Here is a 16,649-nt window from a genome sequence, read left to right on the forward strand (position 1 = left end):
ATGACGACTCTAATTGCTCCAATTATTCAGGCATGTGATGCGATTTCAGGAGCCCGTCCAGGCGCTCGTCGTGAGATTGTTGAGTCTTATATTAAGCGTCTTAAAGATCTTGAAAACTTAGCTCTTTCACATCCAGGTGTTCTGAAAACATATGCTATTCAGGCTGGTAGAGAATTAAGAGTGATTGTAGGTAGCGATAAGATCTCTGATAAGGAAGCTGAAGTTTTATCGTTGGATATTGCTCAGAAAATTCAAGATGAGATGACTTATCCTGGTCAAGTGAAGATCACAGTAATTCGTGAGACTAGAGCTATAAACTACGCAAAATAGATAATTGTTTTATATTAAAAATCTCCAACTCATATGAGTTGGAGATTTTTTTTTTATATAATTTATTCAATTCTTTTTTTGAAGTAGTACATTCAAAAGTTTTTTTAGAATTTCAACATATTTATAATTACTCTGTCGACCATAGCAGAATATCTGGTTTTGAATGAGTAGTTTGATCAGATCAAGATTAGTACAAGGTTTATAATACTGAGGAAGATTATTCAGTTTTTTGAATTTGATAACATGTTCCAGTTGTATAGTCGAAAGTACAGCACCATTATCAATAGGATTGATGTAGAAGTAATTTCGTTTTGATGTTTTTGATGCAGGATCGATTATAGAACTTTCACAAGATAGCAGTATGCTATTAGGAAGTTGAATGCCATTAACTGGTAGTTTTAAAGCTTGGGCAATCCCTGCATAAATAATACTTGTAATAATGTAATTACCTTTTTTTTGAGCGAGAACAGTACTAATATTTCCTCCCCAATTCGTTTCTTCTTTGGGAGATAAAACCATATAATTGTGAATGAAATAAAGAAAATGGTTTAGAATCTTGATTTTATCCAGATGGCTATCTAGCTCCTTAACCTCAGGTTTAATTTCATCAACAATCTTATTAATTATTGTTTTTACATTGTTGGTAGAGAGATGGTAACTGACACTTCTATTTATTAGAATGGCGCCATCAATTAGATTTTGTTTTGGAGAGTGTTTCCAATTTATTAGCTCCTTAATAATTGAATTGTGATGAATCTCATCGATAATTTCTTCTAAACGCTCTTGAAATAGAGGGTCGTCAGACTCTAGCCAGATATCTTCCAAATATGGAATATATGAGGCCGATAGCTTAGATAATTCGTTACTGATGTTGATGTAAACAGTTGGGTCCGAATCATCTAGGAGTGAGATTAGAGCACGTACTTTCTCTTTGTTCATATTTATTTTTGAGACCTGTTCTTTCTTAAATATAATAAAACCCACTAAGAAGAACAATTCTTGTGGGTTTCAGAGCTTTTTGATCTCAAAGTCTTAAGCTAAAGACAAATTCTCAATCTTGATATTTTGGGTTATTTACTCAATCTATCAAGTACAGTTAAGATTAGTTTTTTTATAACAGGCTTGTAATCCTTGCTTGCGTCTTTGTTTACACGATTTGCAATAATTGCACAAACAGTTGCTGCTTCGTGTCCTAATAGAGCTGCTAATCCGGCAATTGCTGAACTTTCCATTTCGTAGTTGGTAATTTTCTGCCCTTTATATTCAAAGGCTTCAATTTTATCATTCAAATCCATATCTAAAGTATTCAAACGAAGAACTCTACCTTGAGGTCCATAAAAACCATTTGCAGATATTGTAATTCCTTGAATCATATCATCACCATCAAGTAGATTGATAACTTTTTCAGATGAAGAAACAAAGTATGGTGAAGCCAATTTTGGATTCCAATTCACACCTTCTTTAAATGCTTTCTCAAATTCAAGATCTGACACGTCATCTCTACCTGCGTAGAAATTTAACATACCATCGAAACCAATTGATTTCTTAGATAAAAGAAATGAATCTACAGGAATATTTCCTTGCAATGAACCAGAAGTTCCGATACGAACAAGAGTTAGAGATTTGTGCTCTTTTTTAGGAAGGCGTGTCTCCAAATCGATATTGACTAAAGCATCCAATTCGTTAACAACAATGTCGATATTATCAGTACCAATACCTGTTGATAATACAGAGAAGCGTTTTCCCTTATAGCTACCTGTTTTAGTTACAAATTCACGATTCGAAATGGTTAATTCAACTTCGTCGAAAAAACTTGCTACTAATTCTACACGTCCAGGATCTCCTACAAGAATAACTGTATCAGCAAGATGCTCAGGTCTCAAATGCAAGTGAAAAATACTTCCGTCTGGATTAATAATTAGTTCTGATGATTTAATAGGTTCCATATGTTTTTTAAAATTTTGAATTGCAATAGTTCAGATAGCTTCAAGTATTTTACAATATCAACAAATACTATTTGTAAATAAGAAGTAGAAAAAAGAGGCAAACTGTTAATTGCAGATTAACAATACTTTATTATGGTTGTTTGGAGTAATTTATAGAACTCGAAAGTTGAGTAGATATGAGAAGTATAACTTTTCTATTTTCCCATCGAGTCCTCAAATATACAAATAAATCAATCATTCGGAGAATGAGAATATCATATATATGAAAAAAAGAGACAATGATTAAAATGATTTCTTATTCCATCTATGGATATATTATGCTATATTTACCTTTCTATTAATGAAAATTATAATGACTCTAAAGCCCATACAATAATGTTGATTTTAGTTGTTCTTAAACTAAAGTGATATCTAATTGATTGGGCATTAAACTTCAAAAAATGAAACAAAAACCGTATTTCTTAATCGTAGTTGCAGCTTTTGCACTGATTCTTGTTATGTCAGGATCGAGTATGTTTAAAACGCTTCAGCCTGGTGAGCGTGGAATTATTTTTCGTAAATTCTCAACGGGATTGGATAAAGAGAATGTTTTTATGCCTGGTTTTCACGTAATTGCTCCCTGGAATGATTTACATGTATATGATGTTAAGGAGCAGAAAAGTGAAGAGACTATGGATGTATTGGATAAGAGTGGATTGTCTGTAAATATTGATGTATCTGTTCGTTTTAATCCAACCTATACTAAAATTGGCTATTTACATGAAATTTTTGGAAAGAATTATATCAATCAGTTAGTTGTTCCAGAGGTACGTTCTTCGGTTCGTCAAGTAGCTGGACGTTATACTGCAGAGGAAATTTATTCTACTCAAAGAAAAGAAGTCGAAGATGCTATTATTACTGAAACATCTTTAATTCTTAAGAGGAATAATATTCAAATGAAGGCCTTATTGATTCGTTCGATTAACTTGCCTGAAAAAATTAAGAAAGCTATTGAAAGTAAATTACAGCAAGAGCAAGAAGCTTTAGCTTATAGGTTTAAGCTTGATCGTGAGAAGAGTGAGGCTGAAAGAAAGCGTATTGCTGCCGAAGGTGAAGCAAAAGCAAATAAGATTATTAATAGTAGTTTGACTACAGCTCTTTTGAAGATGCGTGGAATTGAAGCAACTATTGAACTGTCGAAATCACCTAATTCAAAAGTAGTTGTTATTGGTAGTGGAAAAGAAGGTATGCCTCTTATTTTGGGTAATAACTAATTCTTTAAACAAAATATTTGTTCGAGGCTGTTTCGTAAGAAACAGCCTTTTTTTTTATTCATCAAAATTGATGTTCGTTTTCGAACATCAATTGTTCTATAAGCGTTCACTTCTTTTGGGGTTCGAATTATCATATGGCTTGATAGTTAGGTTTGTGTGTGTATTGGTACGATAAGTGATAGTAAAGATTGACTTAGAATAACCAAAGAAAACGATACCCACTATGATTAAACACTTACTCTTGGCACTTGCCATGTTGTTTGCTTTCTACCAACCTACCCAAGCCTTTTCAAAAAAAGAAGTTCACGCAAAACGTGTTAAACAGTCTCCTAAAATTGATGGGGTTTTAGATGATGCAATTTGGAAAGATATTCCTGTTGCTAATGACTTCGTTCAATTGGATCCTGATAATGGAACGCCCTCAAATTTTAGAACAGAAGCTAAGTTTATTTATACTAACAATTCTCTTATAGTAGGCATTATGATGTTTGATGATCAGCCTGATAAGATTCTGAAGGAGCTAAGCAAACGAGACGACTTGAATAATAGTGATTTCATTCTTCTACTAATAGACCCATTTAATAATGGTTTAGATGCCTTTGAATTTATTGTGACTCCTATGGGAGTGCAAATTGATGCTAAAGTTGTTAAAGATAGAGAAGATAATAATTGGGATGGTGTCTGGGAAAGTGGTGCTTATATTGGAAAAGAGGGTTGGAGTGTCGAATTTGAGATTCCTTATTCAGCTCTTCGTTTTCCTAAAAAAGATGTACAGGAATGGGGAATCAATATTATTCGTAATATACAACGCGAAAAGGAAAAAGTAAGTTGGAATTTTATTGACAAAGAAGAATCTGGTTGGGTTAACCAATCAGGTATACTGAAAGGAATCGAGAATATTAAACCTCCTACGCGTCTTTCTTTTTCCCCCTATTTTTCTGTTTATGTCGATAAATCGTCTGAAAATTCATCATTTGAGACGAATTATCGGGGAGGTCTTGATTTGAAGTATGGTATTAATGAGAGTTTTACTCTAGATATGATGTTGATTCCTGATTTTGGACAGGTCCAATCAGATGATCAAATCTTAAACCTTTCTCCTTACGAAACTAAGTTTGATGAGAAAAGACAATTTTTTACTGAAGCAACAGAACTCTTTAATAGAGGTGGCATTTTTTATTCGAAAAGGATAGGAGCATCTCCCAAATACAGATATGATGTAGAGGATCAGCTTGAAGAGAATGAAGTTCTCTATGAGAATCCTGTAGAAGCTAAAATCTTAAATTCAACCAAAATATCAGGAAGAACAAGTAAGGGATTAGGAATTGGCTTTTTGAATTCTATGATTCGTAATACTTATGCTGACATAAAAGATACGATTACAGGCTCAAAGCGTAAATTTAAGACTCAGGCATTTACGAACTATAACATGCTGGTATTGGATCAGAGTTTAAAGAACGAATCTTATGTTTCTGTTTTTAATACCAATGTTAATGTGCCTAAAGAAGATTATGTGGCAAATGTAAGTGGTACTGAATTTCTGTTTAAAAATAAATCTCGAAGCCATCAAATTAAGGGCAAAGGGATGGTGTCCCAACGTTACGAAAAAAATGTAAGTGATGAAATTGGGCATTATCATCAACTATCTTTAGGGAAAATTAGCGGGCAATTCAATTGGAATTATTACAATGAAATGATTTCTGAGGACTATAACCCAAATGATTTTGGTTTTTTGAATCGGAATAACATCATCAAAAATAATTTTGGTCTTGGATATCATATCTATAAGCCTAAAGGAATTTTGCTGGCTCAGCATAATAATCTGACTATTAGTCATGAAACACAGTATGATCCAGCTCGTTTTTCACGTTTTACTATTTACTACAATTCAAGATTTAAATTCAAATCCTATAATTCAATTGGTGTTTTTGGAAACGTTCGACCTATGCATCAATACGATTTTTTTGAGCCTAGAGTTGATGGGATGAAACTTAGGAAAGGGTCGTCTGCATTTTTAGGACTCTGGTTTTCTTCAGATTACAGAAAAGAGTTCGCTTTTGATGTTGAATTGGAATATGGGAAACGTTTTTCTACTGATAATTTAATTGTCTTTTCTTTATCATTAAGACCCCGATATCGTTTCAGCGATAAGTTTACGATGCAATACAGGTTGAATTGGAATAGACAGTTGGATGATATGGGCTATGTGAATGATGAAGAAATTGGTGGACTAACTAATGTATATATTGGAAGAAGGAATACAGCTTATTTGGAGAATAGATTGACGGCGAATTATATTTTTAACAACAAGATGTCTCTTAGTTTTAGAGCACGTCATTATTGGGCTAAGGCTGAATACAAAAGTTTTGGTAAACTCTTGGGAAATGGTCGCCTTGAGGAAACTTCTTATTCTGATAATCATGATATAAACTTTAATAGTTTTAATATCGACATGGTATACTCGTGGCGATTTGCTCCTGGAAGTGAATTGGCCTTAGTTTGGAAGAATTCCATATCTAGTGAAGATGATAAAATAGCACATCGTTTTATAAACAACCTGAAAAATACATTTGATGCAACGAGATTCAATTCTTTATCTGTAAAACTTTTATATTATATCGACTACATGTCTTTAAAAAAGAAGAGTTGAGAATAAAGGCTAGATAATAATTTTATAGTTTGTAAGTTGACGAGTAAGAGTAGTAGATGAAAATTTGCTGCTCTTATTTTTAAGATTAAATTTGTGTTCGGAAATACTTTTCTAAAGAAAAATCCTAAAATATTAATTTTCAATTTTAATAAAACTATGATTCAAAGAATTCAAACTTTATTCCTATTAGGCGTTTTAATCCTAATGACATTGATGTTCTTTTTCCCTTTGGCAGAATTAATCGACTCAGTAAATAATTCTTATTCATTTATATACCGAGGAATTCCTTCATTAACTGAAGGCGAACCTATGCTTTTTAAAGCCTATCCGGTTGCTATTTTATTAGCCGTAATTGTATTAAATGTTTTGGTGACTATTTTTTCATACAAAAAACGTATGCGTCAGATTCGATTAACAGTTTTCAATATTTTTTGTTTGTTGGGAATGGTTGGTTTAGTTTATTACAATGTTAATTCACAACTAGAATCGATGCAAGCTATTGCTAACTACAGTATCATTAATGCTTTTCCACTTGTAAGTATTGTTTTATCTTACCTGGCAATTCGAAATATTGGTAGAGATGAGGCAATGATTCGTTCAATGGATAGAATTCGATAAGACTTAAAAGTTAAAGTGATAATTTAACTTCATTTTGATTGAATGTTTATGGAAAGCCTGCACTTGTGTAGGCTTTTTTTTGTCAAATACTGAACTATATGATTGAGGGAATATAATAAAAATGCTAAATATCACCTATTTATACAAGTGGAGCGATGTTTTATGCAGTAAATAACATTATTTATTTGTAAATTATATGATTATAAGAATAGGTTTCAGTTATTTGAAAAATCCTCCAATATGCGCTATTTATTTTTAAGTTTATTTCTAGTATTTGCTTTTTTCTTTTCAACTTTTGGTATGACTGCCTCAAGTAAGGATAAAAAACATATTTTGGTTATACATTCCTATCATCAGAGTTTTGTATGGACAGATAGTATCTCGAGTGGTATTGAGTCTGTATTAACTCCTCTGGAAAATGAGATTGAAGCTTTTTACGAATATTTAGATTCGAAACGATTTGTTGACCCGATATTTATTGAGTCTTTTGAGCAAAAATATAAACTGCTATGCTCTAAGGTAACTTGCGATGCTATTATTGTGTCTGATAATAACGCTTTGAATTTTGTGATAAAAAATAGATCGCGATTTTTTAAAGATATCCCAATCATTTTTTGTGGAATCAATAATTATAAACCAGAATTACTAAAGGGTGAAAGCCAGGTAACAGGTATATCTGAGTATGTAGCAATTGATTCTACCTTAATGCTTATGCACAAGTTGCATCCAGAAAGAAAGATTTTAGTTATAAATGATAGAACAGTAACGGGTTTGGCAAATAAGGCAATTATCATGAATGCCTTACCAAAACTTGAGAAAAACATGTATATTGAGTATTCTGATAATAGTAATATGAAGGCTATTCAAGATAAAGTTAAAAGTTTATCTAACGAATGGATGATATATCTAGCTCCCTTTACGATGGATGCTGATGGAGACTATTATTCTTTTAACGATGTTATCGGTAAAGTTAGCAAGGCTAGTTCGGTACCCATTTATGGTTCTTATGACTTTTATTTAGGTAAAGGTATTGTTGGAGGTTATATTACAAGTGGATATATGCAAGGGAAACTTGCTGGAAAATTAGCTCTTTCAATTGTAAAAGGCGCAAATGCTAATATTATTCCAGTATTTGAAAAATCTGCCGTAATTATTAAGTTCGATCAATCGATTTTATCTAAATATGATATTGATGAAAATTATTTGCCTGAGGGATCAATCCTAATAAATAGAGAAAAAACATTTTTTGAGAAGAATATTATATTATTCAAAAATACACTGCGCATAGGTTTGGTTGTCATTCTGTTATTAATTGTTTATTCAGTTCAAAAGTACAGACAAAAAAAGCTCTTAGAAGAACGCAACCTGGAGTTAGATCAAAAAGTTGAAGAACGATCTCGAGAACTCCTTGAGGTAAATGATACCCTGAATAGAAAGAATGTTGAGATTACAAAACAGGAAGAGTTAACGAAACTCGCTTATCTACGTCTGAAAGCTATTTTGAATAATTCATTAGTTGGTATTGTTGTGACTGACGGAGAAGGGAAGATAATAGATCAAAATAATCGAATATCTGAAATTCTTGGATGCGATAAAGGAGAACTCTTAGGGGGAAATATTATGTCTACTTTTTTGAGTAAAAATAATTATGATATTCTTATGAATGAATATCAGAAATTACAAGGTAGTAAGGCCCTTATCCGAAATGAAATCCCACTGAAAAGAGTAGATGAAAGTGTTCTTTGGACTAAAATATATATTAGTGAGATGCTTTATTCTCATATTGAGAATGCCAATATTTGGGTGATTGATGATGTTAGTGAAATAGTTGAAAATAGAGCTAGTTTGGAGAAAAAAACTGTTGAACTGAAAGAATCCAATGAAACTAAAGATCAGTTTTTTTCAATTATAGCTCATGACTTAAAGGGGCCTTTATCATCAGTATTGGGCCTTTTGGAGATTATCACCAAAAATCCAGAGATTTTTTCAGATGAAGAAAGAACCTTGTTCATGGGTAATTGTTATGAATCAGCTCAGGATATGAATGATTTGCTGGATAACCTATTAAGATGGGGACGTATTCAAATTGGAGGTGTTTCATGGAATCCGGAGATACTTGAATTAAATAAGATTGCTGATTCTGTTTTGCAAACACTTATAAACGTTGCAAAAGCAAAGGAAATTCAAGTGAATAATATTATTCCTGTAAATTTAAAAGCATTTGGTGATGAAAATATGATTAAAACTGTAGTTTTGAACCTAATTAATAATGCTATTAAATTTACTCATAAAGGTGGACTCGTTGAAATTTCTGCTGAAGTAAAAAATAGTAAGGTCGAAGTTCTTGTTCATGATAATGGTATTGGTATAAATGAAAATGATATTCAATATCTGTTTAATATCGATAAGAAAATTCAACAAGAAGGAACAAATAAGGAAACTGGTACGGGTTTAGGTCTTATTATTGTAAAAGATCTTGTAGAGAAAAATAAGGGGACTATACGTGTTGAAAGTCAATTAAACATTGGGACAAGTGTCTATTTTGACTTGCCTTTAAAAGCTTAAAATTGATATGAAGGATTTTCTTAAAAGGATTAATTTTAGTGGATTAAATATTGAAAATAGGGTAACAGCTATTTTTGTTTTTTTTGGTGCTTTATGGATTATCGCTTCTGATAAGATTTTGTTGTTATTAAATTTTGATGTCGATTTTCTAACTCAAATACAAACCTATAAGGGGTGGTTTTTTGTTATTATTACGGGTATTTTAATTCATAGCTTAATTAAGGCTGATAGAAAGAAAGAGGTTCAATTGAAAAAAGAATTGAATGACGCTATTCTCAAATCACAGGAGTCGGATAGACTTAAATCGGCTTTTCTATCAAATATATCTCATGAACTACGTACGCCATTAAATTCTATTTTGGGATTCTCGGAACTTCTTAAAAGTCCAAGAATAGAATATCATGAAAAGGAAGAGTATATCGATTATATTAATGAAGGTAGTAATCAGTTATTAGCAGTTCTTAACGAATTAATTGAAATTTCTAAGTTAGAATCAAATTTAACACAGGTTGATAATAAGGAATTTTGTGTTGTTAATTTATTGCACGAGTTATATCCGATCTATAGATTCGAACTCGAGATGAATAGTAATAAGAACTTGAGTTTTGAATTGAATTTACCAAATAACAACTCTTACTTAGTAAACTCAGATCGATTTAGAGTAAAACAAATCATTACGCATTTCCTAAGTAATGCAATTAAGTTTACTTTGGAAGGTTCTATCGAATTGGGTTACGAAGAGAAGAATGATTTTGTTTCTATCTATGTTAGAGATACTGGTATTGGAATAGAAAAATGTAAAATTTTAAGTGTGTTGAAGCCTTTTATTCAGTCAGATATGGCAACAGCTAAATCTTATGGTGGATTAGGAATTGGTCTGACCTTGTGTAAAGAATTATCTGTCTTGTTAAATGGCGAAGTGACCATAGAATCTGAACTAGGGAAAGGCACCTATATATCGCTCGATTTACCTAAGTTTATTAGTAAAGATGAAGTTGTGTCACAAAAAATAGTTGTTTGTTAGATTTTGTGACAGCAACTCGATATGTTTTATTTATTTGAATTTTTAATAGCTAGCTTTTTCTTAGTTTTTTTCTTCATAACTGAATGCCCAAAGCGACCAATAAGTTTACCCAATTCATAGTAATGTCCATGAGAATAAGCAATAGGTTGTGCTTTGTCTAGTCTAAATTGACCACTTTCCGGATCGATATATTTTTCATCAGCTTGCACATTAACAACTTCAGCTATAAACATATCGTGCGAGCCAAGTTCTACAATTTGTTTCAGTTTACATTCAATAGAAAGGGGGGATTCTTCAATAATTGGGGCTTTTATTTCCTTTGATTTTCCAGGGGTTAAGTTCATTTCTTCAAACTTATTGAAGTCTCTACCTGATTTTACACCACACCAATCGGTTGCGTAAGCTAAATCTTTAGTTGTGAGATTAATGACAAATTCACCATGCTTTTTAATAATATCATATGAGTGGCGATTGGGACGAATTGAGATATAACACATAGCTGGATCAGTACAAATAGTGCCTGTCCAAGCTATTGTTATAATATTATAATCTTCCTTACTAGCACCACAGCTAACCATTACAGCAGGCAATGGATAGACCATTGTTCCAGGTTTCCAATTTTGTTTTCCCATGATTATTGAATTGTTTTGTCTATTTGATTATAATTATTTGTCCCAAAATGTCGTGTAGATATTCTTTTCACCCCAATAAAAATGGATATAAGAGGCCAGCACATTATTCTTCCTTATAACTTGCGTATCTAACCGTTTAGCCCGAGCAGAATATACTTCTATATCTTTGGTTTTTTCTTTTGAATCAACCAAATGAGAATAATGAAATTCGTGGCCGAATAGTGTTTCTGCTTCTAATTTTATCTTTCGGTATCCAAGTTTTAGTTTCATGTTTTTCATGCTTGCATTCTGGTCTAGAAAACCAACCATAGGATATAGCTTGCCAGCCTTGTCAATAATATTTTTTGAGAGGTACATCATGCCACCACACTCAGCAAGTATTTTCCCTCCAGATGTAGCAAAATCCTGTATAGCTCTCCTCATACTTATATTTTGGGATAGTTCCTCTAAATACAATTCAGGATACCCACCCGCAAGATATATGAAATCGACATCAGGCAAAGTGTTGTCACTTATTGGAGAGAAGTAACTTATTTCACCAATTTGTGATAGAGCTCTTAGGTTTTCATGATAAGTGAAATTAAAAGCTTCATCTTTTGCAACACCAATTCTTAATTTTGGCTTAGTTTTAATTGATTCTGCCTTGTATTCTGGACGCTTAGAATTACATATTTCCAGTAAGCGATCAATATCAACGGTTTTCTCAAGGTGTGAAGCCATCGCATTTATGGTATCCTCATAATTATCTTCAGCTGATATTTGTAGTCCTAAATGCCGCTCGGGTAAATTGATATTTTCATTTCTTGGCACATATCCCAAAGCTTCAACGCCAACATCTTCGCAGGCATCTTTCATAAACTGATAATGAGATTCACTGTTGACGAAGTTGAAAATCGCTCCTGCAATTTTAATTTTTGGATAGAAGTGCTTGTAGCCATAAAGCAAAGGAGCTACAGAGTAAGCTGTCGCTTTTGCATTAATGACCAAAATAATTGGAATATCTAATAATTCAGCGATCTCAGCTGAACTACCTTCCATTCTGTTTGCTCCATCAAAAAGCCCCATTACACCTTCAACGACTGTAGCATCCGCCTTTGAACTGTATTTTGAATATATATCTGTCACATGTTCTGGGCTGCTCATGAAAGTATCCAGATTGATTGAAACATTTCCTGATGCCCATTCATGATGTTTGGTATCTATATAATCAGGTCCGCATTTAAAAGCTTGAACTGAGAAACCTTTATTGCGTAAACTACGAAGTAAACCTTGTGTAATTGTTGTTTTCCCAGAACCGCTTGAGGGAGCTGCAATTAAAAATTGGGGTAGCATATGCTAAACTTAAGAGTATTAAAATATATTTTAGAGAGATGTCTGATTGAAATAGAAAAGTCTATTTATTGCTTGTTGGGAAGTTCAATAATAAAATGACTGCCTTTTCCCAACTCACTCTCCACAAAAATACGACCTTGATTTTTTTCTACAAGTTCTTTTACCAGAATTAAGCCTAAACCTGAGCCTTTTTCTTCATTAGTACCTCTTGTACTAAAACTTTCATCAATTCTGAAGAGCTTATCTTGAGTTTCCTTATTCATACCAATACCAGAGTCACTAATTGTTAGTCTTAATATATCATTGTTTTGTTGAACGCTGGTGTTAATCGTTCCATTTTCAGGCGTAAATTTTATTGCGTTATTGATAAGGTTGCAAAGACAAATATTTAATGTTGGTTCATCAGCATTTACAAATTGACTAGGATTACAATCAACTTTAAGTTCTATATTCTTGGTTTTTGCATTAAGCTTATAAGTATTCACAGCAGATTCAATTAAGTTGATGATGAAAAACTCTGTTGGTTTTATTTCAATCAAACCTTTCTGTGAGCGAGACCATTCAAGTAAGTTGTCTAAAAGTGTAAATGTTGAAATTGCAGTTTCTGATAAATCAGAAATCATAAGTTTTTTTTCCTTATCATCCATTTCATCAAACTGAAGCTTAAGAATATTAGAAAAGCCTAAAAGAACATGGAAAGGATTCAATAGATCATGTGCAATAATTGAGAAGAATTTATCCTTGGTCGCATTTACTTCTTTAAGTTGTGATACCGTGTTGTTTAATTTATTAATCAATAAATCAAGTTCTTGTTTTTGGAGATTTATTTTCTTGTTTTTAGAGACTAAGGCAATGGATAATAACTTTTGTTTTCGATACTGCCAGATTGCAAAAAAGAGCAATAAACCAATCAAGATTGAAAATATGATCATATAATTGAGAGTATACTTCTGACTTGAAATTCTTAATTCCTGGACTTGGTTTTTTGTCTTAAGAAGTTGATTTTCTTTAATTTTATTCTTGGTGTCATATTGTGTTTCTAGTTTTGATAATTCGCGAGCTTTTTTATCTGTATATATACTTCTTTCAATCTCATGATGAAGTGATAAGTACTTGTATGCAGAATCAAGTTTGTTGTTAGCTTTATAAACCTTTGCTAGTGTTTCATAAACGGTGTTTTCGGTTGATTTATGTTCTGTCCCTTTTATCAATTCGTTAGCCTGTAAAGATAGAGTTAAAGCCTTGCGGGGATTGGCTGTTTTTAGATTACACATTGCCATACTTACAAGGGCAACAGCTTCACCATTAATGTATTTCTGAATCTTGGAATTTTCATATGATTTATTGTAATGAAAAAGGGCTTCCTTAAATTCTGATTTCTGATCGTATATAAGACCTATCTGCCTATGTGCCATTCCTATATATTTAGTGTTGCCAATCTTCTCAGCACGTTCCAATGCTTTGGAATAGTAATAAAGAGAACTATCTTTTTGCTGGGTTAGATTATAAGCATTTCCAAGTTGTAGTTCTGCTACTAAAATATTTTGAATGTCATTTAACTTGGATGAAATTTTCAACGATTTTTGAATGGCCTTAATAGCTTCTGAATAGTTTTTGTTCCTAAGATAGATGTAAGCAATATTATTAAGTGAAGAATAAGTCATATCCTCTTTACCAATCCTCTCTAAAAGTTCTATGGCTTTAATGTTAAACTCTAAAGCTTTGGGATAATTGGATATTTTAAGCTGAATGAGGCCCAAATTGTTGTAGATAAAAGCCTGTAGAAGTTGATCATTAACTTCTTTTGCTATAATAAGTGCATTTTCAAAAATCTCTATAGCCTCTGAATATTTTTGTTGTTCTATAAGGATAAGACCAATGCCATTCTGGCTATCACCAATCAAGTGTTTTAGATTTTTATCAAGACAATAATCAAATGATTTGTAATAATAATACAGAGCACTATCGGTTTTGTTTTTCTTATAAAAGAACTGCCCCAGAATATTATAAGACTTAATAGTTTCCTTTTGATTATCTTCTTTGAATGCAAGATGTAGGGCCTTGTTAGCAAAAAGCTTAGTACTATCATTTGAAGAAAAAGAATAGCGTTCAGCAATTTGGTTTAAAAGCTTTACTTTCTCGATTTTTTTGGATGAATATAATAACGATTTTAGGCTATCAATATTTTGAGATTTAAGGCTAGTATTGAAGAAAATACAAATAATGAGTAGATAGCGCATAGATTAGAAATAGAAAAGTATGGATAGATTGAATTTTTAAAAATACACAAATATCTTAGACCTAAAAAAGCCTAGAGATCTTTTATCTCTAGGCTTTATATCTTTTAAGACTTACTAACTTGAATCAAATACAGATTTGCAAATTAATAAGCTTAGGATTAATTGTTTTTGTGAACATGCACATCCATTTGTGGGAAAGGAATATTAAGTCCTTCTTTACCAAATGTCTTATAAACGTTCTCATTTAAAGCGAAGAAAACACCCCAATAGTCAGGAGCTTTTACCCAAGCTCTAACTGCAAAGTTAACTGAGCTATCAGCTAATTCAGAAACTGCAATAAAAACCTCAGGATCTTTGTGGATTCTTGAATCTTCGTCACATAAACGCTTGATAACTGCTCTTGCCTTATCAACATCGTCGCCATAAGCAATGCCTATTGTCCAATCAACTCTTCTCTTTTCTTCAGTAGAATAATTTGTCATCGAAGAGTTCGATAACCCTCCATTAGGGATGATAATTGTTTTGTTATCAGGAGTCGTAATGATTGTATTAAAAATCTGAATTTCTTTTACAACACCTAAATAGCCTTGTGCATCAATGAAATCACCAATTTTAAATGGCTTAAATATTAGGATCATAACGCCACCAGCAAAATTCTGCAGAGTACCAGAAAGAGCCATGCCTATGGCCAAACCAGCAGCGGCAAGAATGGCAATAAAGGAAGTCATCTCAACACCAACCATTCCTAATACACTTATGAATAGAAGCGCTTTAAGTAACATGCCAACAAGTCCCTTTAAAAATGGTTTTAGGGATTCGTCCATCTTACTTTTGTCCATCAACTTGCCTATTGATCGGGTTAGTACTTTAATTACCCAACCCCCTATAATCAGAACGACTATTGCTCCAATTAATTTAGGACCATATTCAACTCCAACTTGAATCAATTGATCTAAAATTTTCTCTGTATTCATAATTAATATGGTATAAATGGTGTAATTGAATTCATTTTATAAAATGAATACTAAAATTACGTCCTTTAAATTTTATTGTCAAATATTTTATGAATGATTTGAATAACATCCAATTTATCTATGTGAATGGATTATGACTTGTTTCAAGAATTGTAAATTCAATTTATTTGATCGATAATTCAAGCATTCTCAAAAGCGGAGCCTTTGCTTTATTTATGATATCATCAGGAAGAATGATTTCAGGTTGCTCATTTTTTAAAGCCAAGTAAATCTTTTCCATGGTGTTTAGTTTCATATAAGCACAATCGTTGCAGGAACACGATTCGTCGGCAGGAACGATTAGGAATTCCTTATCAGGTGAGTCCTTCTTCATTTGGTGAAGGATACCTGTTTCCGTAGCAACAATAAATTGCTTAGAATCTGAATTCTTAGTGTAGTTTAACATGGCTGTTGTAGAGCCAACAAAGTCTGCTAGAATAAGAACTGGTTGAGGACATTCAGGATGCGCTATAAGCGTTGCATCTGGATTCTCAATTTTCATCTGCATAATTTTTTCAGCAGATAGAATATCATGTACTTCGCATGATCCATCCCAAAGAATCATCTCTCTTCCAGTTACCTCGTTGACATATCTGCCTAAGTTTTTATCGGGAGCAAATATGATTTTCTGATCCTTAGGATAAGATTCAACAATTTGAACAGCATTCCCAGAGGTGCATATCACATCAGAGAGCGTTTTAATTTCAGCTGAGCAATTGATATAGGAGATAACAATGTGATCAGGATATTTGGCTTTAAATTTGGCGAAATCTTCACCTGGGCACGATTCGGCAAGAGAACAACCAGCATTCATATCAGGAATTAAAACCTTACGCGTAGGGTTTAATATTTTTGCTGTTTCGCCCATAAAATGAACGCCTGCAAATAAAATGATATCTGCTTTTGTCTCCGCAGCATATTGAGCTAATGCTAAACTATCGCCTTTAAAATCGGCTATATCTTGAATGTCAGGTGTCTGGTAGTAATGTGCTAGTATGATAGCATTTTTTTCTTTTGCTAATTTTAAGACTTTGTCTCTCATTGCA

Annotated in this window: 12 protein-coding genes and 1 pseudogene; 6 read left to right on the forward strand and 7 right to left on the reverse strand. The window is 32.5% G+C overall.

The window, feature by feature from the left end:
- Window positions 1–330: pseudogene (locus tag ABY905_RS06240) on the forward strand (ribonuclease Y); the annotation flags it as partial.
- A gap of 66 nt (window positions 331–396) precedes the next feature.
- On the opposite strand, the gene ABY905_RS06245 reads toward ABY905_RS06240, so the two are convergent.
- Window positions 397–1,269 (reverse strand): transglutaminase family protein, encoded by an 873-nt coding sequence (locus ABY905_RS06245; RefSeq protein WP_372641658.1) that lies wholly within the window; start codon window positions 1,267–1,269, stop codon window positions 397–399.
- Window positions 1,270–1,400: 131 nt separating this feature from the next.
- The gene (locus tag ABY905_RS06250; RefSeq protein ID WP_372641660.1) at window positions 1,401–2,276 is read right to left on the reverse strand and encodes a nucleoside phosphorylase; all 876 of its coding nucleotides are present in this window, start codon (window positions 2,274–2,276) and stop codon (window positions 1,401–1,403) included.
- A gap of 440 nt (window positions 2,277–2,716) precedes the next feature.
- On the opposite strand from ABY905_RS06250, the gene ABY905_RS06255 reads away from it, so the two are divergent.
- The 5 genes from ABY905_RS06255 (at window position 2,717) to ABY905_RS06275 (ending at window position 10,386) form a co-directional block, all read left to right on the forward strand.
- Window positions 2,717–3,529, forward strand: a complete 813-nt coding sequence (locus ABY905_RS06255; RefSeq protein ID WP_372641662.1) for a prohibitin family protein — start codon at window positions 2,717–2,719, stop codon at window positions 3,527–3,529.
- Between the two features lie 223 nt (window positions 3,530–3,752).
- The gene (locus ABY905_RS06260; protein ID WP_372641664.1) at window positions 3,753–6,179 is read left to right on the forward strand and encodes a DUF5916 domain-containing protein; all 2,427 of its coding nucleotides are present in this window, start codon (window positions 3,753–3,755) and stop codon (window positions 6,177–6,179) included.
- A gap of 156 nt (window positions 6,180–6,335) precedes the next feature.
- Window positions 6,336–6,797 carry a DUF4293 domain-containing protein gene (locus ABY905_RS06265; RefSeq protein WP_372641666.1) on the forward strand — a complete coding sequence of 154 codons (462 nt, stop codon included), beginning with the start codon at window positions 6,336–6,338 and terminating at the stop codon, window positions 6,795–6,797.
- Window positions 6,798–7,037: 240 nt separating this feature from the next.
- Window positions 7,038–9,362, forward strand: coding sequence for an ABC transporter substrate binding protein (locus ABY905_RS06270; RefSeq protein ID WP_372641668.1), 2,325 nt, complete (start codon window positions 7,038–7,040; stop codon window positions 9,360–9,362).
- A gap of 7 nt (window positions 9,363–9,369) precedes the next feature.
- The gene (locus ABY905_RS06275; protein WP_372641670.1) at window positions 9,370–10,386 is read left to right on the forward strand and encodes a sensor histidine kinase; all 1,017 of its coding nucleotides are present in this window, start codon (window positions 9,370–9,372) and stop codon (window positions 10,384–10,386) included.
- A gap of 26 nt (window positions 10,387–10,412) precedes the next feature.
- Here ABY905_RS06275 and ABY905_RS06280 read toward each other — a convergent pair whose 3' ends face one another.
- The 5 genes from ABY905_RS06280 to nadA all read right to left on the reverse strand — a co-directional run.
- Complete coding sequence (locus tag ABY905_RS06280; protein WP_372641672.1) at window positions 10,413–11,018, reverse strand: flavin reductase family protein; 606 nt, start codon at window positions 11,016–11,018, stop codon at window positions 10,413–10,415.
- A 33-nt stretch (window positions 11,019–11,051) separates the two neighbouring features.
- Window positions 11,052–12,350, reverse strand: coding sequence for a cobyrinate a,c-diamide synthase (locus ABY905_RS06285; RefSeq protein ID WP_372641674.1), 1,299 nt, complete (start codon window positions 12,348–12,350; stop codon window positions 11,052–11,054).
- A 65-nt stretch (window positions 12,351–12,415) separates the two neighbouring features.
- Complete coding sequence (locus tag ABY905_RS06290) at window positions 12,416–14,590, reverse strand: tetratricopeptide repeat protein (RefSeq protein ID WP_372641676.1); 2,175 nt, start codon at window positions 14,588–14,590, stop codon at window positions 12,416–12,418.
- A gap of 158 nt (window positions 14,591–14,748) precedes the next feature.
- Window positions 14,749–15,564, reverse strand: a complete 816-nt coding sequence (locus ABY905_RS06295; RefSeq protein WP_372641678.1) for a mechanosensitive ion channel family protein — start codon at window positions 15,562–15,564, stop codon at window positions 14,749–14,751.
- A gap of 163 nt (window positions 15,565–15,727) precedes the next feature.
- Window positions 15,728–16,649 (reverse strand): quinolinate synthase NadA (gene nadA / locus ABY905_RS06300; RefSeq protein ID WP_372641680.1); only part of this gene is annotated, 922 nt, incomplete at its 5' end.

Source organism: Ancylomarina sp. (genome assembly GCF_041555295.1).
Lineage (GTDB): Bacteria > Bacteroidota > Bacteroidia > Bacteroidales > Marinifilaceae > Ancylomarina.